The 21,926-nt window shown below is 65.0% G+C and carries 19 protein-coding genes and 1 pseudogene; 10 read left to right on the top strand and 10 right to left on the bottom strand.

Annotated features, from left to right (window positions below; genetic code table 11):
• The first annotated feature begins 205 nt into the window (after positions 1 to 205).
• The 3 genes from AC066S_RS32065 to AC066S_RS32055 all read left to right on the top strand — a co-directional run bounded on the left by AC066S_RS32065 (position 206) and on the right by AC066S_RS32055 (position 2,737).
• On the top strand, positions 206 to 1,066 hold the full coding sequence (locus AC066S_RS32065) for an alpha/beta fold hydrolase (RefSeq protein ID WP_126258629.1): 861 nt from the start codon (positions 206 to 208) through the stop codon (positions 1,064 to 1,066).
• Positions 1,067 to 1,198: 132 nt separating this feature from the next.
• Complete coding sequence (locus AC066S_RS32060; protein WP_478271488.1) at positions 1,199 to 1,948, top strand: vWA domain-containing protein; 750 nt, start codon at positions 1,199 to 1,201, stop codon at positions 1,946 to 1,948.
• A gap of 66 nt (positions 1,949 to 2,014) precedes the next feature.
• Positions 2,015 to 2,737: a DnaJ domain-containing protein gene (locus AC066S_RS32055; RefSeq protein ID WP_478271487.1), complete on the top strand. Its 723-nt coding sequence runs from the start codon at positions 2,015 to 2,017 to the stop codon at positions 2,735 to 2,737.
• A gap of 248 nt (positions 2,738 to 2,985) precedes the next feature.
• Here the strand turns inward: AC066S_RS32055 and AC066S_RS32050 are convergent, their stop codons facing one another.
• Positions 2,986 to 4,839 (bottom strand): serine hydrolase, encoded by a 1,854-nt coding sequence (locus tag AC066S_RS32050; protein WP_478271486.1) that lies wholly within the window; start codon positions 4,837 to 4,839, stop codon positions 2,986 to 2,988.
• Between the two features lie 387 nt (positions 4,840 to 5,226).
• Between AC066S_RS32050 and AC066S_RS32045 the strand changes: the two genes are divergently transcribed.
• A complete protein-coding gene (locus AC066S_RS32045; RefSeq protein WP_126258625.1) occupies positions 5,227 to 5,565 on the top strand; it encodes a phasin family protein in 339 nt (112 codons plus the stop codon).
• Between the two features lie 73 nt (positions 5,566 to 5,638).
• Here the strand turns inward: AC066S_RS32045 and AC066S_RS32040 are convergent, their stop codons facing one another.
• Positions 5,639 to 6,991 (bottom strand): TadE/TadG family type IV pilus assembly protein, encoded by a 1,353-nt coding sequence (locus AC066S_RS32040; RefSeq protein ID WP_478271485.1) that lies wholly within the window; start codon positions 6,989 to 6,991, stop codon positions 5,639 to 5,641.
• A 482-nt stretch (positions 6,992 to 7,473) separates the two neighbouring features.
• Here AC066S_RS32040 and clpS point away from each other — a divergent pair, with 482 nt between their 5' ends.
• Entirely contained in the window at positions 7,474 to 7,806 is a 333-nt protein-coding gene (clpS, locus tag AC066S_RS32035; RefSeq protein ID WP_164718725.1) for an ATP-dependent Clp protease adapter ClpS, read from the top strand.
• Between the two features lie 281 nt (positions 7,807 to 8,087).
• On the top strand, positions 8,088 to 10,496 hold the full coding sequence (gene clpA, locus AC066S_RS32030) for an ATP-dependent Clp protease ATP-binding subunit ClpA (RefSeq protein WP_478271484.1): 2,409 nt from the start codon (positions 8,088 to 8,090) through the stop codon (positions 10,494 to 10,496).
• A 71-nt stretch (positions 10,497 to 10,567) separates the two neighbouring features.
• On the opposite strand, the gene AC066S_RS32025 is transcribed toward clpA, so the two are convergent.
• The 6 genes and pseudogenes from AC066S_RS32025 to AC066S_RS32000 form a co-directional block, all read right to left on the bottom strand.
• On the bottom strand, positions 10,568 to 11,026 hold the full coding sequence (locus tag AC066S_RS32025; RefSeq protein ID WP_478271483.1) for a PEGA domain-containing protein: 459 nt from the start codon (positions 11,024 to 11,026) through the stop codon (positions 10,568 to 10,570).
• A gap of 128 nt (positions 11,027 to 11,154) precedes the next feature.
• On the bottom strand, positions 11,155 to 12,576 hold the full coding sequence (locus tag AC066S_RS32020; protein ID WP_478271482.1) for an MFS transporter: 1,422 nt from the start codon (positions 12,574 to 12,576) through the stop codon (positions 11,155 to 11,157).
• Between the two features lie 91 nt (positions 12,577 to 12,667).
• Positions 12,668 to 13,048, bottom strand: a complete 381-nt coding sequence (locus AC066S_RS32015) for a c-type cytochrome (protein ID WP_235885082.1) — start codon at positions 13,046 to 13,048, stop codon at positions 12,668 to 12,670.
• 66 nt (positions 13,049 to 13,114) lie between these two features.
• A complete protein-coding gene (locus tag AC066S_RS32010) occupies positions 13,115 to 14,140 on the bottom strand; it encodes an aldo/keto reductase (protein WP_135169374.1) in 1,026 nt (341 codons plus the stop codon).
• A 123-nt stretch (positions 14,141 to 14,263) separates the two neighbouring features.
• On the bottom strand, positions 14,264 to 14,419 hold the full coding sequence (locus AC066S_RS32005) for a hypothetical protein (protein WP_478271481.1): 156 nt from the start codon (positions 14,417 to 14,419) through the stop codon (positions 14,264 to 14,266).
• Positions 14,420 to 14,465: 46 nt separating this feature from the next.
• Positions 14,466 to 15,167, bottom strand: a pseudogene (locus AC066S_RS32000) (LysR family transcriptional regulator); the annotation flags it as partial.
• Positions 15,168 to 15,394: 227 nt separating this feature from the next.
• Between AC066S_RS32000 and AC066S_RS31995 the strand changes: the two are divergent.
• Both AC066S_RS31995 and AC066S_RS31990 read left to right on the top strand, forming a co-directional pair.
• Positions 15,395 to 16,717 carry an aspartate aminotransferase family protein gene (locus tag AC066S_RS31995; protein WP_478271480.1) on the top strand — a complete coding sequence of 441 codons (1,323 nt, stop codon included), beginning with the start codon at positions 15,395 to 15,397 and terminating at the stop codon, positions 16,715 to 16,717.
• 19 nt (positions 16,718 to 16,736) lie between these two features.
• The gene (locus tag AC066S_RS31990) at positions 16,737 to 17,639 is read left to right on the top strand and encodes an amino acid ABC transporter substrate-binding protein (RefSeq protein ID WP_478271479.1); all 903 of its coding nucleotides are present in this window, start codon (positions 16,737 to 16,739) and stop codon (positions 17,637 to 17,639) included.
• 331 nt (positions 17,640 to 17,970) lie between these two features.
• On the opposite strand, the gene AC066S_RS31985 is transcribed toward AC066S_RS31990, so the two are convergent.
• Entirely contained in the window at positions 17,971 to 18,927 is a 957-nt protein-coding gene (locus AC066S_RS31985) for an AraC-like ligand-binding domain-containing protein (protein ID WP_478271478.1), read from the bottom strand.
• Positions 18,928 to 19,123: 196 nt separating this feature from the next.
• Here AC066S_RS31985 and AC066S_RS31980 point away from each other — a divergent pair, with 196 nt between their 5' ends.
• Positions 19,124 to 20,140: a carbon-nitrogen hydrolase family protein gene (locus AC066S_RS31980; RefSeq protein ID WP_478271477.1), complete on the top strand. Its 1,017-nt coding sequence runs from the start codon at positions 19,124 to 19,126 to the stop codon at positions 20,138 to 20,140.
• A 28-nt stretch (positions 20,141 to 20,168) separates the two neighbouring features.
• On the opposite strand, the gene AC066S_RS31975 is transcribed toward AC066S_RS31980, so the two are convergent.
• Positions 20,169 to 20,807, bottom strand: coding sequence for an HAD family hydrolase (locus AC066S_RS31975; protein WP_478271476.1), 639 nt, complete (start codon positions 20,805 to 20,807; stop codon positions 20,169 to 20,171).
• A gap of 88 nt (positions 20,808 to 20,895) precedes the next feature.
• On the opposite strand from AC066S_RS31975, the gene AC066S_RS31970 reads away from it, so the two are divergent.
• Positions 20,896 to 21,849 (top strand): lytic transglycosylase domain-containing protein, encoded by a 954-nt coding sequence (locus AC066S_RS31970; RefSeq protein WP_126258612.1) that lies wholly within the window; start codon positions 20,896 to 20,898, stop codon positions 21,847 to 21,849.
• Positions 21,850 to 21,926 lie beyond the last annotated feature (77 nt).

Here is a 21,926-nt window from a genome sequence, read left to right as displayed (position 1 = left end):
GCATCCTGACGTAGCGGCGGGATAACAGGGTGCTCAGAAAACGTGTGCGCCGCACAACGAAAGGGCTGCAGGTTCACAATATTTGGCCTTCCTGTCACGCGCCTGTGACATATATTAGCGATAGGCGACAAGGGGACGGAGAGCCCCGGAGAACACGATTTTCAACAGGGATTCAGGCCACAAGCGCCTGAGGCTGAGGACGAAAATGAAGCGTGGAATTGCCGTTTTGGTTTCGGTCAGTGCTCTCTGCGGCATCGCCTATTTCACGGCGAGCAAGTGGGCGATCAAGCACGAGACCATCACCTTCTACGACGCCTCGCGCGACAACCGTCCGGTGCCCGTCCAAATCGCGGTGCGCCGCGACAAGGAAATGCAGGCCAATGCCGGCATGATCACGCTGCCGGTCGCGGTGATCAACCACGGCAATACCGTCAAGAACACCGAATACGGCTTCCTCGCCAACATCTTCGCTGCGCGCGGCTACATGGTCGTCAGCCCGCAGCACGATTTGCCGACCGATCCCCCGATGGTCACCAAACCCGGCGAGCTCTATGTCGGCCGGCTGCCGCAGATCCTGCGCGGCGTTGCCAACATCCATCTCGCCATGCAGGAGCTGAAGAAGGTTCAGCCCAATGCCGACTACGCCAAGGTGACGATGGTCGGCCATTCCATGGGCGGCGACATTACGATGTATTTCGCCAAGCAATATCCGGATGAGGTCAAGAAGGTCGTCACGCTCGACAATCTGCGCGTGCCCTTCGTCACTGCCGGCAAGTTCAAGATCCTCTCGTTCCGCTCGCAGGATCCGCAGTTCAAGGCCGATGCGGGCGTGATCCCGACCGACGAGGAATGCGAGAAGGCGGGCATCCAGGTCGTGAAGACCGAATTCCAGCATAACGACATGCGCGACACTGGTCCGGATGTGGCCAAGAGCTCGATCCAGACTATGCTCGACAAATTCCTGAGCGCGACCGATAGCGAGATCGCGCCGGTCGATACGCAATCGTCGCCGCCCAACGTCCTCGAGCCTGGTCCGGTCGCGCTGATGGCGCCTGCCAAGGGCTAATGCGTCAAGAGCTGACGCCCTTCGTCGTCCGTCTCATTCTCAAGGCCCCCGCCGGCTCCGTCCGCGGGGGCTTTGCACATTGACCAGCACGCCCGCGCTGACCACATTAACCGCCCACGTAAGGGTCAAGAGATGTCGGGCGAACCCATCAAGCCGCGCGGCGGCGATGCCGTCCCGGCGCAAGCCGGCGGCGCGGTGCCGCAGGCCGGAACGTCGACCGCGGATGACATCGCCGCTTTCGTCGCCAAGGCGCGAGCGCTGTCACCCCATGCGCCCGGCGCGAAGGGGCGGCTGATCTTCGCATTGGATGCGACGATGAGCCGGCAGCCCACCTGGGACATGGCCTGCGCGCTTCAGGCCGACATGTTTCGCGAGACCGCGGCGCTCGGCAGCCTGGATATCCGGCTGGTCTACTATCGCGGTCTGAACGAGTGCCGCACCACGGGGTGGATCTCCGACAGTACCAGGCTTGCGGCTTTGATGAGCAAGATCGATTGCCGCGGCGGCGATACCCAGATCGGCAAGGTGCTGACGGAGGCGCGACGCGAAGCGATCGCGTCGGGCGTGCGGGCCGTCGTCTTCGTCGGCGATGCCATGGAGGAGAACGTCGACGAGCTCTGCGCCAAGGCCGGCGAGCTCGGCATGCTCAAGGTGCCCGTGTTCGTGTTTCAGGAAGGTCATGACGCGGTCGCCGAGCAGGCCTTTCGCGAGATTGCGCGCCTCACCGGCGGTGCCTGGTGCCGGTTCGATCCAGGTGCGGCCGCGCAGTTGCGTGAGCTGCTGCGGGCAGCCGCGGCCTATGCCGCCGGCGGTCGCGCGGCCTTGTTGAAATTGGCGGCGTCCGCGAGCGGCGCGGCCAAGCTGATCAGTCAGATGAAATAGCGCCGTCCCGGCTCGTGGCGCGGCGTGTGCCATGCATTTTGCCGCGAGGGCGACTATATTCCTGCCATGACTCTGCTCGCCGGCGCTGTAGCCGTTATCACGCTTTACCTGCTGCTCCAGATGTTCCGCTCCGCCAACCCGGCGGTGCTGGCGCGCGCTATCAGATTTGGCGGCGGCGTGCTGGCGCTGGCGGTCGCCGCGTTCACGGGCCTGCGCGGCGAACTGGCGGTGGCGATTCCGCTGGGGATTTTCGGCGCCGGGCTATTGGGCTGGAGCCCGCTGGCAAACGCCGGCTTCGGCAATATCGGCGGGCTGTTCGGCGGCGGTGCGCCCGCGTCAGGGCAGAGCTCGCGCGTGCGCTCGCAATTTCTGGATATGCGGCTCGACCACGATTCCGGCCAGCTCGGCGGACAGATCGTCGCCGGGCCTCACGCCGGGCGCGATCTCGGCGAGTTCGATCTTCCGAGCCTGCTGGCGATGGTCCCGACCTTCGACGCCGAGAGCGTGGCCTTACTTGAAAGCTATCTGGACCGCCGGTTTCCCGCTTGGCGTCAGAACGCGCAGGGCGATGCGGCAGGGGGGCAGCGCCGCACGGCGGCGAGCGGCAAAATGACGGCGGAGGAGGCCTATCAGATCCTTGGCCTGCAGCCGGGCGCGGGGCGTGACGACATCACCCGGGCGCACAAGTCCCTGATGAAGAAACTCCATCCCGACCAGGGGGGCTCGAACTATCTCGCTGCCCGGGTAAACGAGGCCAAGGATACTCTGCTTCGTACGCATAACGGCTAACTCCGGCACCACGCCACAAACGCCCGTACCGTGTGAGCTCCGCTTGCTCTGTCTGCCGTCGCCCCGATGCCCGCCATTCCGGCGTGGTCGATCCCGTTGAGTAAAGTTTTAACCGTAAAGTCTTGACGAGAGGTTGTCGCGGAACGGCCTTGTCGCGATCGCGCCACCGTGTCTGCATCACGAACCCGTGCCCAAAACGAAAATGCCCGCGCAAGGCGCGGGCATTTTGTCAGGAACGGGAAGCCAGATCAGTTGCGCACGGTGATGCAGGAAATCTCGGCGCGCTTCAGGGTGCGGCAGACCGCCTCGGCCTGGTCGCGCTCGAGCCCGGCGAAGCGGGCGCGATAGAGCTTGCGATTGTCCTTGGCGACAACGGGCTCGGTGAACGGATCGGCCTTGCTGAGCAGGCCGCGGGCCGAGCTGCGCGCGGCGTCGATACGCTGCTGGGCTTCGTTCTCGCTCTCGAGCGCGCCTACCTGGACGATCCAGCCGCTGTGGGTGACGGCAGGCTTGGTGGTGGAGCTCATCTGGACCGGCATCGGATCGGCGGAGGCGAGCTTCGGAGCGGCCGGGGCGGGCGCGGCGGCCGTTGCGGCCGGCAGCACGCCGAGGATCCCGTTGCCGGTGCCGAAGCCGGCCGGCTGCCGCGGCAGCTCGGTGCGGGCGATCTCGGCCTTCGGCGCTTCCGGTTGGCTGACGATCTCGGGCTTGTTGATGAGGTCGGCCCGGGCGACGACGGCGCCGGAGGTTTCCGCGACGTCGGAGCGGGACGGAACGGCATGGGTGACCGGCGGGGGGACCTGGACCGGGGCCGGGGCGGCGGAGGCGACCTTCACGGGGCCGGCCTTGACCTGAACCGTCTTGACCCGGACCGGCTTCATCGGCTCGGACGAGCCGGGAATGATGGAGAGCGGCTGGCTCGAGATCACGCCATTGGTGAGCGGAGCGGGCTCGATCTTGGATTCCGTCGGCCGAACCTCAGGCTTGCTGATTTCCGGCTTGGTCGGGGCCGGGGGCACCGCGGCCGTCGCGGCGGCCAGCGTCGACAGGCGGGCCGCAAGACGAGACGGGGCAGATTCGGGAGCAGGAGCGGCGGCGGCCTGGACCTGCGGCGCGTGACGGGCCGGCGGCGTATCCGAGGCGGCGGCAACATCGGTCGCGGTATCGGCGCCGTTGCGCTCGGTGACCGCGGCAACGGTGTGGACGGTCGCGCCCTTGTCGAGATTTTCCGCGAGCAGGTTGCGCATGATGGCATCGCGCGAGCCGCCGCTGCGGCCGCCGAGCACGACGCCGATCAGGTGGCGGTTGCCGCGGCGCATCGAGGTGACGAGGTTGAAGCCGGAGGCGCGGGTGTAGCCGGTCTTGATGCCGTCAACGCCCTCGACGCTGCCGAGCAGGTGATTGTGATTGCGGATCGACTGTCCGCGCCAGTTGAACGTGGAGGTCGCGAAATAGCGATAGTAGCGCGGGAAGCGCTCCTGGATGGCACGGCCGAGCGTGGCTTGATCGCGCGCGGTCGTGACCTGCTCGTCGTTGGGAAGGCCGTTGGCGTTGCGGTACACCGTCTTGGACATGCCGAGCGCGCGTGCCTTGCGCGTCATCATCTGGGCGAAGTCGTCCTCGTCGCCGGCGATTGCTTCCGCGATCACCACCGCGGCGTCGTTGGCGGAGCGGGTGACGAGACCCTTGATCGCGTCCTCGACACGAATGGTCTGACCGGCACGCAGGTTCAGCTTGGTCGGATCCTGGTCGGCCGCGTGCTTGGACACCGGCATCTCGGTGTCGAGCTTCATCTTGCCGGACTCGAGGCGCTCGAACAGCAGATAGAGCGTCATGATCTTGGTCAGCGAGGCGGGGTGGCGGATTGCGTCGGGGCTGGTTGCCTGCAGCACCGCACCCGAATTGCCGTCGACGATGATGGACGCGAATTTCGGGCTGGAGCTCTCGGATACATCGCGCTGCACCCGATGGTGCGCGTGGTGCCGGCGATGGCGCCGTGCCTCGGCGGCATCGATGGTGAAGATGACCGCGCTGGTGATGGTGAGAAGCCCAAAAACGCCAACCCGCGCCAAGCGCGAGGCAGACAAGTTTTTACGAAGCATGGAACCCCGTCCCCGTTTCTGACTAGATCACCGGCTCGTGAGGCGAAATTGTGCCCAACGGACCCGGGATCATTACCTGCTCAGGCTGTCCCTCCGCTGGTGTTCGCCGCGGGGGACGTTGGACCTGAGCCGCTATTCTGGCTAAGGTGATGTTCTCAAACGGCTTTCGACCGCCTTCGGAAGCTGAACACGTCCGGGAATCAGGGTAGGGGGCCGCGGTTTCCAAAAGCTTAAGGAAACCTTGCGGGAAACCCCGGAAATCTCCTCGATTTGCGTCGAATTTTGTGCGTCGCACAAATATTCTTGACTTATTTGTGCGTTGCACTAATTATGGGCACAGTCAGGGAGCCGGGGCTTCCGACGAAAGCCAGGGAAAAGGATTCCGAAATGTTCAAGGTTGAAGACTTTCAGAACTACGGGAAAGAGCAGTTCGAGCAGTGCGTTGCTTCCGCGACCTCGGTGCAGCACGGCTTCCAGGCGATCGCCAGTGCCTATGGCGACTACACCAAGAAGTCGTTCGAAGACACCAAGTCCTTCGTCGAGAAGCTTTCCGGCGTGAAGTCGCTGGACAAGGCCATGGAAGCGCAGACCGATTTCGCCCGTTCCGCCTACGAGACCTTCGTTGCGGAATCGCAAAAGATCGCCGGCCTCTACAGCGACCTCGCCAAGCAGGCGTTCAAGCCGGTCGAGACCATCGTGTCGAAGTTCACCCCGGCCGCCCAGTAACGTTTTCAGGACATCTTGGAATCGAAAGCCCGGCTCAACCAGCCGGGCTTTTTGTTTGCTCGCGGTCGATCAGTCAGCGCGCCACGCGCAGCTTCGACAGCGAGGTGCCGATGTCCTTGAACACCGATACGGTCTGGCTGGCCGACGTGACCAGGTAGAACTTGTCGGCGCTGCTGGCGCAATATTGCAGCACGCTCGAGGTCGGATCGCTGCCGGTGTTCACCTGCACCGTGTAGATCGTGATGTTGGAAGGCTGGGCCTTGGCGTTGTCGCACAGCTTCTTCTGCCGCGCGTCGATCTGCGCGGCGTTGTTGTACCAGCGGTTCTGCGTATTGAGACCGTCGGAAAGCAGCACGATCGCGTCCTTGTAGGTGTAGTTGGTGTCCTTGGCCGGCGCGTTCATGGGATCGCCGGTCGACAGCGTCATCCATCCCCAGGCGAGGCCGATGCCCTGGTTGGTGTTACCCGTGGGCTTCATGGCATCGATCCGGCTCTTGAGCGCGGCCCAGTCGTAGCTCAGCGGCATGATCGGTTGCAGGTAGGACCAGCTGGCCGTGCTGCAGTAGGAGTACTGATCGGCCGGGAACAGCGTCCCCACATTGCCGCTCGTCGGCGTGGTGTTCTTGGTGTCGTAGTCCTGATCGCGATCGACCACGCAACCGGTCCAGGTATCGCGGTTCGCCGGCGTCCATTTCCATTTGTTGCAATTGTTGGAATTGCCCGACGTGCAGCTCCAGCTGCCGTTGGCGGCATCCCAATCGCTGAAATCGATCCAGCTCTTGTTGTAGTTGCCGGCGCCGACGTTGACGTCCTTGGCGAACGGGACGATCGAGATGTAGACGTCGCCGGGATTCTTGGCGAGCGCGCTGAGCTGATCGACCAGATTCTTGGCGGCCGTCTGCATCGCCTCCATCTTGCCGTCGCTGGCCATCGAGCCGGTGTTGTCGAGCACCAGGGCCACGCGCATGCGGACGTTGCCCCAGGCGCTGGTGGACGTGGTGCCGACGTCGAGCGTCGGAAAGCCGGCGATCTTCATGAAGGTGGTCGTGTAGGTGCCAGTTCCGGTGAGCTGGATCGTTGAGCCCATGCTGGTGCTCGCCGTATAGGTGGCCGCGACGCTGACCGAGGGCAGGGCGGACGTAGCTGTAAACAGCGCGTTGAAATAGGCCTGCGCCTTCGTGCCGAGCTGCGAGGCGGTGATGGTGCCGGTCGACAGATCCTTGGAGAGCATCAGAGCGGCGGAGTCGAGGGCCGCCTGCATGGATGTGCGGGCCTGGACGGCGCGGCTATAGTCTATCGCGGCACCGACGAAGCTCAGCACCGGGATCAGGGCGATCGCGAAGACCATGGCGATATTGCCTTGCTCGGCCGCTGCGAAGCGGGCGAACTGTCGGCCAATCAGGCTGACGAGCGGCGAGCGAAACATGACGAGCCCCGAGATCGGTGGTTTTGCCCGATTTCGCGCCACGCCGTTGAAGGCTTGGTAAATCGCACCGTAGAAGACCGGGGTATCCCGGGGGAACGTCGCAATCGTGTTAAATGGCTTGGTTCCTGGTCAACAGATTCTAAGCGGTACGGGCATAAATTTTTGTCAAACCGGTCCGGATTGATTAACCTTGCCCCGGATCGCCCGGACCGGGAATCGGGACTGCCGCGGCCGTCGGTGGGACCTTTGCACGCTTGCGGCGGGCCGGGGGCAGGCCCATATTGCTGGCGAACGATCCGGCTTGGGCCGGATCTGTCGGGAGCGGCGATCCAACAAGGCGGCGCGCCTGCGCCAGGCTCCGAAGGGCGGGGTCGCGCGGTGACCGCCATTCGCTTCCGTGGGGAATTTTGAACGCCTGAGCCATGCCGCAATTGACTTCCAGACTCGACCTGTCCGCGCCAGCCGCTGCCTCCGCTCCTCGCATGAGCAATGACGAGAACCGTTCGGGCAGCCCGTCGGGCCCGAACACGTCGGTCATCACCAAGGTCAAGCCCAAGACCAAACGGCCGAACCTCTACCGCGTGCTGATCCTGAACGACGACTACACGCCGATGGAATTCGTCGTCCATGTGCTGGAGAAGTTCTTCAACAAGGATATCGAGGCCGCGACCAAGATCATGCTTCACGTCCATCATCACGGTATCGGGGAGTGCGGCGTGTTCACCTACGAGATCGCCGAGACCAAGGTGACGCAGGTGATGGATTTCGCCCGCAAGCACCAGCATCCGCTGCAATGCGTGATGGAAAAGAAGTAGACGGTGTGTCTGATGCCGACCCTTGTGTCGGTCGCAATGTAAGCGTCGCGTGACGCCGGTGCGCACGAGGCGTGTCGCAGTCGGCAAAACGACGGAATTCCGCGCCGGCGCCGCTGCCGCCCAATCGGAACGGGTTTTGCATCAAAAAGTCCCAAAGTGTGGAGTCGCCGAGTCGCGGAACCGGTCTTTCGCCGCGGTCTTGTATAACTATATGTGACAAAGGTTGTTGTTGCCTGACCGGGCGATCACGACCATGATGGTGGGGGCCATAGAGGACGCGAATGCCGACTTTTTCCCAAAGCCTTGAACAATCCCTGCATCGTGCGCTGGCGATCGCAAACGAGCGTCATCACCAATACGCGACGCTCGAGCATCTCTTGCTCTCCCTGATCGACGACTCCGATGCAGCCGCCGTCATGCGCGCCTGTAGCGTCGATCTCGACAAGCTCCGTACGAGCCTCGTCAACTATCTTGAGACCGAATTCGAGAACCTGGTGACCGATGGCGCCGACGACGCCAAGCCGACCGCCGGTTTCCAGCGCGTGATCCAGCGCGCGGTCATCCACGTGCAGTCCTCCGGTCGTGAAGAGGTGACCGGCGCCAACGTGCTGATCGCGATCTTCGCCGAGCGCGAGAGCCATGCCGCGTACTTCCTGCAGGAGCAGGACATGACGCGCTACGACGCCGTCAACTACATCAGCCACGGCATCGCCAAGCGGCCGGGCGTCTCCGAGGCGCGCCCGGTTCGCGGCGTCGACGAGGAGGCCGAGGCCAAGGGCAGCGAGGATGCCAAGAAGAAGGGCGAGGCGCTCGAGACCTATTGCGTCAACCTCAACAAGAAGGCGCGCGACGGCAAGATCGATCCGGTGATCGGACGCAATTCCGAGATCAACCGCGCGATCCAGGTGCTGTGCCGCCGGCAGAAGAACAACCCGCTGTTCGTCGGCGAAGCCGGCGTCGGCAAGACCGCGATCGCCGAAGGCCTCGCCAAGCGCATCGTCGACAGCGAGGTGCCGGAGGTGCTGGCGGCGGCCACGGTGTTCTCGCTCGACATGGGCACGCTGCTCGCGGGCACGCGCTATCGCGGCGATTTCGAGGAGCGCCTGAAGCAGGTGCTGAAGGAGCTCGAGGCGCATCCCAACGCCATCCTGTTCATCGACGAGATCCACACCGTGATCGGTGCGGGTGCGACGTCGGGCGGGGCGATGGATGCCTCGAACCTGCTCAAGCCCGCGCTCGCCTCGGGCACGATCCGCTGCATGGGCTCGACCACCTACAAGGAATATCGCCAGCACTTCGAGAAGGACCGCGCGCTGGTGCGGCGCTTCCAGAAGATCGACATCAACGAGCCGACGGTCGAGGACGCGATCGCGATCCTCAAGGGTCTCAAGCCGTACTTCGAGGACTATCACCGGCTGAAGTACACAAATGAGGCGATCGAAGCTGCCGTTCAGCTCTCCTCGCGCTACATCCACGACCGCAAGCTGCCCGACAAGGCGATCGACGTGATCGACGAGTCCGGTGCGGCGCAGATGCTGGTTGCCGAGAACAAGCGCAAGAAGACCATCGGCATCAAGGAGATCGAGACCACGATCGCCTCGATGGCGCGGATCCCGCCGAAGAGCGTGTCGAAGGACGATGCCGAGGTGCTCAAGCATCTCGAGCAGACGCTGAAGCGCACCGTGTTCGGCCAGGACAAGGCGATCGAGTCGCTCGCCGCTTCGATCAAGCTGGCGCGGGCCGGCCTGCGCGAGCCGGAGAAGCCGATCGGCTGCTACCTGTTCTCGGGTCCGACCGGCGTCGGCAAGACCGAAGTCGCCAAGCAGCTTGCGGCGAGCCTCGGCGTCGAGCTGCTGCGCTTCGACATGTCCGAATACATGGAGCGGCACACCGTGTCGCGCCTGATCGGCGCGCCTCCCGGCTATGTCGGCTTCGACCAGGGCGGCCTCCTGACCGACGGCGTCGACCAGCATCCGCATTGCGTGGTGCTGCTCGACGAGATCGAGAAAGCGCATCCCGATCTCTACAACGTGCTGCTCCAGATCATGGATCACGGCCGGCTCACCGATCACAACGGCAAGCAGGTCAACTTCCGCAACGTGATCCTGATCATGACCACGAACGCGGGTGCGTCCGATCTCGCCAAGCAGGCGTTCGGCTTCACGCGCTCGAAGCGGGAAGGCGACGACCACGAGGCGATCAACCGGCAGTTCGCGCCGGAATTCCGCAACCGTCTCGATGCCATCGTCTCGTTCGGCCATCTCAGCGTCGAGGTGATCGGCACGGTGGTCGAGAAGTTCGTGCTTCAGCTCGAAGCGCAGCTCGGCGATCGCGACGTCACCATCGAACTGTCCGAGCCCGCCAAGGCCTGGCTGGTCCAGCACGGCTACGACGAGCAGATGGGCGCGCGGCCCATGGCCCGCGTGATCCAGGAGCACATCAAGAAGCCGTTGGCCGACGAGGTGCTGTTCGGCAAGCTCAAGGGCGGCGGTCACGTCCGCGTCGTTCTGGTCAAGGACGAGGCCGACGAGACCAAGGAGAAGATCGGCTTCGAATTCGTCGAGGGCCCGGTCACGCCGAAGCAGGAGAAGCTGCCCGGCGCCCGCAAGCGCCCGCCGGGCAAGTCCAAGCCGGGCGGTCCCGGCGGCTCGAAGGGGCCGATCTCGAAGGGCCCGCTGGTCAAGGCTTGATCTGCCGCATCAGGAATCGAAAGGCCGGCTGGTAAAGCCGGCCTTTTTGTTTCTGAAGCGATGTGCGGCCCTTACGTTCCGGCTTCGGGCGTCGCCGCCGGCGGACGCGGCTTGCGGGGGCCGGCTGGCCGGGCGCCGCGGGCAGGGGCCGACGGCTGCATCGTCACGATGACCGGATTGGGCTTGTGATCGGTTGCCGCCCCCGTCGCGGCATCGACGCCCATGCCGATGACGCCGCCGAGCAGGAGATTGCCGGCGAAGCCGGCGGCTCCCGACGTCGGTATGTCCCGGCTGAGCGGCACGATCTGCGGTTCATAGCCTTCCTTCTGGAAGGTGATCGAAAGGTCGGCGTTCCGCTTGACGACCACGGCGCAGGGCGTCGTGCAGGTGGTCGGAACCTCCATTCCGCTCACGACGGCTTCCACGCCCGAAGGTGTCGATGAAATGCTGATGTTCTCGGTCGTGCCGCGCGTGACAGACGCGCAGCCGCCCAGCATGACGCCGAGCGCCACAATTCCCAATAAACGCATGAACTGCCCCATATTCCCCGCGTCTATCAAGCGCAACCGGAGCGTGAGGGCAATAGGTCATTGGTCTGGATAGTTAAGTCACGCAGGGGTTGTGCACGGAAATGGCAGGGACCGGAAGGTGGATGCCGTCAGTCGCCGCGCAGGCGCTGATCGTCCTGCACGCGGACGTGCTCGGCGCCGCGCGCGCCGGCCGGGGACAGCCGCAGCATGCTCAGGACCGCGCCGCAGAGTGCAAATCCGACGCCTGCGAGGAGGGCCAGCCTGGTGCCTTCGACCGGATAGCGGCCGAGCAGCAGCGCCACCAGCGCAGCGCCGGTGGTCTGGCCGAGCAGGCGCGCCGTCCCCAGCATGCCGCTGGCCCCGCCGGCGCGCTCGCGCGGGGCGGCGGCGATCATGGTGCGGTTGTTGGGGGTCTGGAACAGGCCGAAGCCGGCGCCCGCCAGCGCCATGCGCCAGATCACGTCGAACGGCGTCGGGGCCGCCGGCAACAAGGCCAGCGCGGCAAGGCCGCAGGCGAACAGCGTGAGCCCGATACCGCCGAGCAGGCCGGCCGGATAACGCTCCACCAGGCGGCCGGCGAGCGGCGCTGCGAACGCCAGCGCGATCGGCCATGGCGTGATCAGGAGCCCCATATGCACCGCCGAATAGCCGAAGCGGCTCTGGAGGTAGAAGGGGATCGCGACGAAGGCGAGCATCTGCCCGCAGAACGAGGCGATCGACGTCGCGATCGACAGCGCGAACACCGGGATGCGCAACAGATCGACCGGCAGCAGCGGCGAGGTCATGTGGGTTTCGCGCCAGATCAACAGCGCGCCGGCGACGATGGCGACGGCGAACTCGATCAGGCAGGTGATCGCGGCCTCGCCATGACCGACGCTGTCGATCGCCGCGATGCCGACGCCGAACGTGATCGCGGAAAGGCCCGCGCTCTGCCAGTCGAAGGAACGGCCGGCGGGCTTGGTATGCGGCAGGCTGCGCAGGCCGATCAACAGCGTCACCGCGCCGAGCGGCACGTTGATGGCGAACAGCCAGGGCCAGCTTCCGACCGCGAGGATGCCCGCGGCGAGCGTCGGGCCGATTGCGGCGGAGAAGGCGACGACGAGCGCGTTGAGCCCGATGCCGCGGCCGAGCAGATTGCGCGGATAGGTGAAGCGCACCAGCGCCGCATTGACGCTCATGATGCCGGCGGCGCCGAAGCCCTGGATGATGCGCGCCACCGTCAGCAGCGGCAGCGTATGCGCCAGCGCGCACAATGCGGACGCCAGCGTGAACAGCACCAGCCCCACCAGATAGACGCGGCGATAGCCGACGATCTCGCCGAGCGAGGCCAGCGGCAGCAGCGAGATCGTGATCGCGAGCTGGTAGCCGTTGACGATCCAAATCGAGAAGGCCGGACTCGCGTCCAAGTCGGCCGCGATCGTCGGCAGCGCGACATTGGCGATGGCGCTGTCGACCACCGCCATGATGATGCCGAGCGCAATCGTCAGCACCGCCTGGTTGCGCTGCGGCTGCGGCAGGCCGTCGACATGCTCGATCGTGGTGGACGACATCGTGAGCCGCGTTCGGTTGAGAGGCGGTTGCTGGTCCGCAACTTGGTCCGACCCGGGATGGTTCCAGCCAAGGCGGCGGCCGCTTCGGCTCCTATTTCGGCTTCCGCGGCTCCTGAATCGCCCGGAGGTAGCTTACCACGGCCTCGGCGTCGCCGCGGCCGAATCGGGCCGTCGGCATGGCGCGGTGAATGCTGCTGTAGCCGTCCTGGAGGCGCTGCGTGAAACCGGGGTCATAGAGCTTGTTCTCACCCAGCTTCCGGAAAGGCGGTGCCAACTCATGTGGGCTCGCGCCCGTCCTGCCGACCGCATGGCACTCCGCGCACATCCGCTGCAGCAATGCTTCCGCGCGCCGCTGGTCAGCGTCCAGGGCTTGACTCACGGTGCTCCATAGAACGCCAACGGCCAGCAATGCCGGTGCGGCGCGGCTCAGACTGAGGACCGTGAACAGAGCCTTCATGGCGAATCGACGCATCGTGGCCTCGCGACGGCCGCACTGTGTCACGGCCGACGCCAGCGTGCTTGATGCAGCTCAAGGGTCCTACACCGCCGGCGGGTTGCGGTCGGTGAACGTCGTCCTCTGGTGCCAATAGGGATAGGGCAGCGTCACCTTGCTCGCCGCATCGAGCTTTGCGATCTGGTCCTTGGTCAGCGACCAGCCGACCGCGCCGAGATTTTCGCGGAGCTGCGTCTCGTTGCGCGCGCCGATGATCAGCGTCGACACCGTGGGACGCTGCAGCAGCCAGTTCAGCGCGATCTGCGACACGCTCTTTCCCGTTTCCTTCGCTACCTCGTCGATCGCCTCGACGACGCGATAGACGTGCTCGTCGGGCACGGGCGGGCCGAACTCGGCGGTCTTGGGCAGGCGGCTCACCTCGGGCTTCGGCTGCCCCCGGCGGATCTTGCCGGTGAGGCGCCCCCAGCCGAGCGGCGACCAGACCACCGCGCCCAGGCCCTGGTCGAGGCCGAGCGGCATCAGCTCCCATTCGTAGTCGCGCCCGATCAGTGAATAATAGGTCTGGTTGGCGACGTAGCGCGGAAAGCCGTGCTTGTCGGCAAGTGCGAGCGACTTCATCAGGTGCCAGCCCGAGAAATTCGAAACGCCGACATAGCGGATCTTGCCGGCGCGCACGAGCACGTCGAGCGTTGACAGCACCTCTTCGGGCGGCGTGAAGGCGTCGAAGCCGTGAAGCTGGAACAGATCGATGTAGTCGGTGCCGAGCCGGCGCAGCGAACCGTCGATGGCGGTGAGCAGATGGTGCCGCGACGACCCGATGTCGTTGGGGCCGTCGCCGAAGCGGAAGGTGGCCTTGGTCGAGATCAGCACCTTGTCGCGGCGGCCCTTGATGGCTTCGCCGAGCACGCGCTCGGATTCGCCGAGCGAATAGACATCCGCTGTGTCGAACATCGACACGCCGGCTTCGAGGCAGATGTCCAAGAGGCGCCGCGCTTCGGTCGCGTCCGTGGTCCCCCACGCAGCGAGGCGGCCGACGCCGCCAAAGGTGCCGGTGCCAAGGCTGAGAGCGGGCACCATGAGGCCTGACCGGCCCAAGCGTCGGTATTCCATCGATATGCTCCTCGGCTGGCCGCCGGTTGATCGGTGCGGCCTTGGTGCCGAAGCTAGCGCAAGCGGGCACCTCGCACCATTGCGCGTGCACATGGCGGCTCTGCTTTGCGCGGTTCGTATTTGCTAGGCCACGCTTGTCGTCTGCAAGTTCGCTGCCGAGATCTTTGCGCGCAGCCAGGCCTCGAACGCGCCGACATGGCTGCGCCCCTTCGCCTCGGCAGATCGCACGAGATAGTAGGAGACCGTCTCCACTTCGAATTCGGGCTGGTGGAACGGCAACGAGCGTGCCCTTGTCGAGCTCCTCGGCGGCGAGAATTTCGCTCTCCAGCACGACGCCGAGACCTTCGACCGCCGCGTCGATGGCCATGGTGGAGCGGTCGAACCACAATTCATGGCGCGGCTTGATGCTCGCGCCGGTGACCTTGCGCAGATAGTCGGTCCAGGTCAGCGCGTTGGAGGAATGGATCAGCGTGGCGCGGGCGAGATCGGCGGGTTCGCACAGATTGAGCTGTTCGATCAACCGTGGGCTACAGAGCGGCCGCAAGCGCTCGGCGAGCAGCGGCTCGATCTGCCTGTCGTTCACAACCGGCGGGCGCCCATAGGCAATGGCGAGATCGAAGCGGATGGTTTCGAGGTCGCGTAAGTCGGCGATTGTCGACAGTCTGATCCCGATCTCCGGATGCTGGCCGATGAAATTGCCGATCCGCGGCTGAAGCCATTTGGCGGCAAAGCTCGGGCCGCTCGCAATGAACAAATGATTGCGCTGCGATTGCGGCGCTACCAGCCGCGTCGCGCCCATGATCGTACCGAACGCGCGCTCGATTTCGCCGGCATAGAGCCGACCGGCATTGGTCAGCACCACGCGGCCGGCATGTCGCGAGAACACGCGAACGCCAAGGAAGTCTTCGAGCTTCTGGATGTGGTGGCTGATTGCCGAGGGCGTGACCCCGAGCTCCTCGGCGGCGCGGCTGAAGCTGCCGTGACGCGAGGCTGCCTCGAACGCTGACAGTGCCTTGAGCGGCGGCATTCGCGACCGCTCCGTTGACTCCAGCTCATCGGCTGCTGAGTTTTTTGAACTGGCGCCCATCATGCCTGCCCGGTACGAATTTCCCTGTTGCACGGGCAAGTTTCGTACCGCGAACGCCGCGACGCAACAGCTTCGTGCCCGAAACCCGACCCGAGACCGGTGAGCGGACTCCGCATCACCGCGCCGCGGAGCCGTGCGGCGGATGCCGCTTGCCCGAGGAGACCCCCATGACTTCAGCGCTGAAACATGCAGCCGATGAATTTCTGGTCCGATACGGCGGAGACGTGTTCCAGAACCTCTTCACCTCCGCGAAGGGGACGATCGTTACCGACAGCGACGGGCGCGACTATCTCGATTTCACTTCGGGGCAGATGTGCGCGACGATCGGCCACAACCATCCCGCCATCGTCGCGGCGGTGGAGCGGGCGGGTAAGAAGGCCTTCCATCTCTTCAGCGGGATGATACCAGAAGTCGTCGCTGAGCTTGCCCAGGTGCTGGCGAAGGACTGGCTGCCCGGCGACCTCAAGCGCTCGATCTTCATCAACACCGGTTCGGAAGCGACCGAAGTCGCGCTTCGGATGGCCAAGATGTACACCGGCGGCTACGAGGTGCTCGTCCTCGGCGGCTCCTGGCACGGCATCACCGGCGGCGCGGCCTCGGTCTCGATGGCGAGCGATCGCAAAGGCTACGGCGTGCCGCCGCCCGGCGTGTTCGTGATCCCCGAGCCGAACGCCTATCGGCCCTATATCGCGAAGGGCAGCGACGAAGAATCCGCGCTCGCCAATCTTGAGCTCGCGCTCAAAATGTTCGACATGCAGTCGAGCGGCCGGGGGGCTGCGATCATTGCCGAGCCCGTGATCAGCGCCGGCGGCGTGCTGGTGCCGCCGAAAGCCTTCATGGAAGCGCTACGCAAGGCCGCCGACGAACGCCGCATGCTGTTGATCTTCGACGAGGCCCAGACCGCGTTTGGGCGCATCGGCAAGAAGACAGGATCGGAATATTTCGGCGTCGTGCCCGACATCATGACAATGTCGAAGACGCTCGGCGGCGGGCTGCCACTCGCGGCGGTCTCGACCACCGAAGCGATCGAGAGAAAACTGCACGACGATCACTTCACTTACTACACCAGTCACGTCTCCGATCCGCTGCTGGCGGAGGTCGGGCTCGCGGTGCTCCGCGTGATTACCGAGGAGAAGCTCGTCGAGCGTGCCAACGTCATGGGCAGCTATCTGCGTGGCCGGTTCGAAGGGCTCCAGCAGAAATACGAGCAGATCGGCGACATCAGGGGCATGGGCCTTCTGCTCGGCGTCGAGCTCGTCACCGATCGCAACAGCCGGCGCGCGGCTCATCAGCTCGGCGGGCTGACGACCAAGAAGTGCTTCGAATACGGGCTGAGCATGAACATACGCCGCCGGCCCGAACGCGGATCGGTATGGCGTATCGCGCCGCCGCTCACCGTCTCGTCCGAGGAGATCGACCGCGCCGTCGATATCCTGGATCGCGCCTTGCGGGAAAGCCTCGACGAGCTGTCGCGAAACCCCGCCGCTTGAGCACAGTCCGGAGGCTGACATGATCCGCAGACGTTCGTCCAAGCTCGTTCTTGCCGCCACGTCGCTCGCCCTGTTCCAGCTGCCGGCAGCGCAGGCCGCGAGTCCGACCCTCGACAAGATCAAGGAGGTCGGCAAGATCTCCCTCGGCTATCGCGAGGCTTCGATTCCATTCGCCTATCTTGGATCGGATCAGAAGCCCACCGGGATTTCACTCGATCTCTGCTCAGCGGTGGCCGACAAGATCAGGATCGCGCTGCGGCGGCCGGAACTGGGCATCGACTACGTCCCGGTGAATGCGTCCAACCGCATTCCACTGCTTCAGAACGGCACGATCGACGTCGAGTGCGGCAGCACGACCAACACCGCCGAGCGGCAGAAGCAGGTCGCGTTTTCCGTTGCGACTTATGTGGCATCGCCGCGCTGGCTGGTATCCGCCGCCTCGGGGGTGACTGAGCCGAAAGGCCTCGACGGGCAGACGGTCGTCATCACGCAGGGCTCGCTGAATTTCGCGGTTGCCAAGAAGATTATGGACGATCAGAAGCTGAATGTGATGATCGTTCAGGCCAAGGACCATGCCGAGTCGCTGCTGATGTTGGAAACGGGAAGAGCGACAGCGTGGTTCGAGGACGACATCCTGATCGCCGGGCTGGTCGCAAACGCGTCCAATCCCAAGGTGTTCCGCATGTTGGTGGCGACCTACGCGCCGTCCTATTACGGGCTGATGATCCGCAGGGACGATCCGGAGTTCAAGGCGCTGGTCGATGCCGCGATCAAGGAGAAGATGGCATCCGGTGCGTTCGACAAGCTCTATGCCAAGTGGTTCGAGGCGCCGATCCCGCCCAAGGGACAAAACCTCCAGCTTCCCATGAGTGAGGCAATGAAGGCCCGGGTGGCGTCTCCCAGCGATGCGCTCACGCCCTAATCGTGCAGGCGCATGTCATCGAACCCAGTATCGGCGAGGCGCGAGCCGGTCAACTTCGCTGTTGCTTGCGCCTCGAACTTTTCCGAGGGTGAGGGGAAGCAAGCAGTTTCGCTGTTGTGAACCTGCCGCGGCAAGAGCGTCAGGCTCCAGCCTACCACGACCAACACCGCGAGCCGGATCGCGATTACGCTGAGCAGTAGTTCCGATCCGCTTATTGTTGACTGAGTCCTCATGCGTGCCAGCCTGAGGCACGCGAGGTGGCAAGACAATCGGGACTTGGCGAGCATTGCCTTCGTCCGAGACGAAGGCTTAAGGTAATGGCTGACGGGTGTCAGTGCCGCAACTGGCTCTGCCTGAAGTCGCGCGGCGACATTCCGAAATGCTCGCGGAAGACGCGGCCGAAATGCGAGAGGTCGTTGAAGCCCCAGCCGAATGCGACCTCGCTGATGTGGCGATGGGCGAGCACGGGCGAAGCGAGGTCGCGCCGGCATCGGGCGAGGCGTTGGGCAAGAACATGGCGCTGGAAGGAGGTGTTCTCGTCGGCGAGAAGGTCGTTGACGTAGCGCGGCGAAATGCCGAGCGCGGCCGCGGTTTCCGACAATGAAAGGTCGGGATCGGCGAGGTGGGCGCGGATGTGGGTCTTCAACCGGTAGAGCAGGGCCGAGCGGTGGGTCGAGGACGGCAGCGATGTCCTGCCGAGCCGCTCGCTCAAAGCCATGGCGAGCAGATCGACCGCCTGCTCCGACAGCGCGGCGGCGGTGTCCGGGGCCAGCCCGTCCGCGCTTTGGCAAAGCCGGAAGATGAAATCATAGGCGAGCCGCTCGAGCGGCGCGTCGGCCCCGAACGACATCGCCGTCAGCGTCTCGGTGCCGCCGAGCCGCCGCCGCAGCATCTCGCGCGGCACCTTGAAGATGGTCTGCGTGAAGGCGTCGTTGAACTTCAGCTCATACGGACGCGTGGTGTCATAGAGTGCGAACTCGCCGGGATGGATCACGGTCTCCCGGCCGTCCTGCACAACACCACCGCTGCCGCGATTGCCGAGTGCAATGAGAACAAAATCCTGGTCCGAGCGCGCGATGCGAGAGGGCGTGCGGAACACATGCTGACGATCGGAGCAAACCTCGGAGCATACGGCCTTGCCGAGCGCAGCTTGCGTGACCGAGCCGCGAAAGGCGCTGCCGAGATCGGACTTGCAGTCGAGCCCGACAAAGACGTCGCAGACGATGTCCTGCCAGAGCGAGAGCCGCCGATGGGCCGGGCTGCCGTCCGTCGTGAACTGGATTGGCATCTGGAAAGCCTCCCTTTTCCCGTCCAGCAAAACCGCCAATGGACGGACCCAGCCTGACCGGAGGCAAATCCCGTACCCGGCAGGAATTCCGCCCGGTCGAGTTTTTGTTCCGCCGCGGTCGAGCGCTCGATCGCCCGCTTTGGTCCAATAGAGTGCATCGGAGATGGCTTCCGATCAACCGGCCAGGGAGGCGGCAATGGGCATCGAACATCCGAAATACAAGGTGGCGGTGGTGCAGGCGGCGCCGGCCTGGCTCGACCTCGACGCCTCGATCGACAAGTCGGTCGCGCTGATCAGGGAGGCCGCCGAGAAGGGTGCCAAGCTGATCGCCTTCCCGGAGGCTTTCATTCCCGGCTATCCCTGGCATATCTGGATGGACTCGCCGGCCTGGGCGATCGGCCGCGGCTTCGTGCAGCGCTATTTCGACAATTCGCTGGCCTATGACAGCCCGCAGGCCGAACGGCTGCGCGATGCCGTGCGCAAGGCCAAGCTCACCGCCGTGATCGGCCTGTCCGAGCGCGACGGCGGCAGCCTCTATCTGGCGCAATGGCTGATCGGGCCCGACGGCGAGACCATCGCCAAACGCCGCAAGCTGCGGCCGACCCATGCCGAGCGCACTGTCTATGGCGAGGGCGACGGCAGCGACCTTGCCGTGCACGCGCGGCCGGACATCGGCCGGCTCGGCGCGCTGTGCTGCTGGGAGCATCTGCAGCCGCTGTCGAAATACGCGATGTACGCCCAGAACGAGCAGGTGCATGTCGCGGCCTGGCCGAGCTTCTCGCTCTACGATCCCTTCGCGCCGGCGCTCGGGGCCGAGGTCAACAATGCCGCCTCGCGCGTCTATGCGGTGGATGGCTCATGCTTCGTGCTGGCGCCTTGCGCGACGGTGTCGCAGGCGATGATCGACGAGCTCTGCGACCGGCCGGACAAGCACGCGCTGCTCCATGCCGGCGGCGGTTTCGCCGCGATCTACGGCCCCGACGGCAGCCAGATCGGCGACAAGCTCGCGCCGGACCAGGAGGGGCTATTGATCGCGGAGATCGACCTCGGCGCCATCGGCGTCGCCAAGAATGCCGCTGACCCGGCCGGTCACTATTCGCGCCCGGACGTGACGCGGCTGCTGCTCAACAAGAAGCGGTACCAGCGCGTCGAGCAGTTCGCGTTGCCGGCCGATACCGTCGAGCCTACGGACATCGCCGCGGCGGCGAGCTGATCGTCGCCGCGCGAAAAGACGGCCTACGTCAAGCCACACAATGGCCGAGCAATTCGGGATGTGCGGCGCAGATGTGATGCGCGCCGGCGTCCTTCAGCTCGGCCTCGCTGCCATAGCCATAGAGCACGCCAATTGCCGTCATGCCGTTGGTGCGGGCGCCGACCACGTCATGGCTGCGGTCACCGATCATGATCGCGCTCCCGGCATCGACCTTCGTCTCGTCCAGCGCATAGCGCAGCAGGTCGCGCTTGTCGACGCGCGTGCCGTCGAGCTCGGAGCCGAACACGCGCTCGAAATACGGATTCAGGCCGAAATGATCGACGATGCGCCTGGCGTAGACCGCGGGCTTGCTGGTCGCGACGAACATGCGCTGGTTGGTCGCGGCAAGCGTCGTCAGCGTGTCCACGATGCCGGCATAGGCCTCGTTCTCGAACAGGCCGATATCGCTGAAGCGCTCGCGATAGAGCAGCAATGCGCGGTCGGCGAGCTCGTCGGTTCCGGTGAGCTTCTTCAGGCTGGCATGCAGCGGCGGTCCGATACACCAGGTCAGTTCGTCCTCGCTCGGCACCGCGACGTCCAGCCGCGCCAGCGCGTACTGGATCGAGCGCGTGATCCCCGGCTTCGGGTTCGTGAGGGTGCCGTCGAGATCAAAAAAGATTGTCACCATCGGGCCGGACCTGCGTTGATACTGCCGTCTGTTGCTAGTTGGCTGGGGTTCCAAGTCAAGGTCCGATTTGTCCTGTCACGTCGATGCCATGCAAATAGCTCGGGTTATCGCTGTCTTGTGCCAGGCCCTCGTGCTGTCGCCGGCGCTGGCAGAGGAGGCGCCGGCCCCTGACGTGCCTCCGAAAGCCGAGGAACCGGCGAAGCCGCCGGAGCAGCCGAAAGACGCCCGCGAGAGCGATACGCGGGAATCGATCTGCCTGATCGTGGAGGCGGCGGCGCGCGATGCCAATCTCCCGCTGGAATTCTTCGCCCGGGTGATCTGGCAGGAGAGCCGTTTCCAGGCCGACGCGGTCGGCCCCATGACGCGCAGCGGCGAGCACGCACAAGGGATCGCGCAGTTCATGCCGGGCACGGCAAGCGAGCGCGGGCTGCTCGATCCGTTCAATCCGGTGCAGGCGCTGCCGAAGTCGGCGGAATTTCTGAGCGAGCTGCGCAACCAGTTCGGCAATCTCGGCCTCGCCGCGGCGGCCTACAATGCCGGCCCGCGGCGCGTGCAGGAATGGCTCGCCGGGACCGGCGGAATGCCGGAGCAGACCCGCAACTACGTCTACGCCATCACCGGCACCAGCGTCGATGCCTGGGCCAAGGCAGGAGCGACCGGCAAGGGTCCGCCAAGCTCACCGCCGACGAGCTGCCGCGATCTGATGGCGCTATTGAAGCGCGCACCGAATGCCTTCGTCGCCGAGCTCGAGCAGCACGTGGAGCTTGCGGCCGCCAAGGCTTGGGGCGTCCAGCTCGCCGCCGGCTTCGACCGCAACAGGGCGCTGGCGATGTACTCGCGTGCCGTGACGCGGCTGAGCGCGGTGATCGGCGAGCGCGATCCGAGCCTGCTATCCTCGGTGATGCGCAGCCGCGGCACGCGCGCGTTCTACCAGGTGCGCATCGGCACTGAGACGCGCAACGAGGCGGATGATTTGTGCAACCGGATCCGGAAAGCCGGCGGGGCGTGCTTCGTGCTGAGGAACAGGGGTGTGAGCGGGTAGCTCCGCTCCGTCATTCCGGGGCGCGCCCCCTTGGGCGCGAGCCCGGAATCCATCGCACGGCAATTTCTCCGGCCCGA

The organism is Bradyrhizobium sp. CFUWI, from assembly GCF_056429085.1.
Note: the sequence above shows the minus strand (reverse complement) of the source record. Positions and strands in the feature narration are given on the sequence as shown.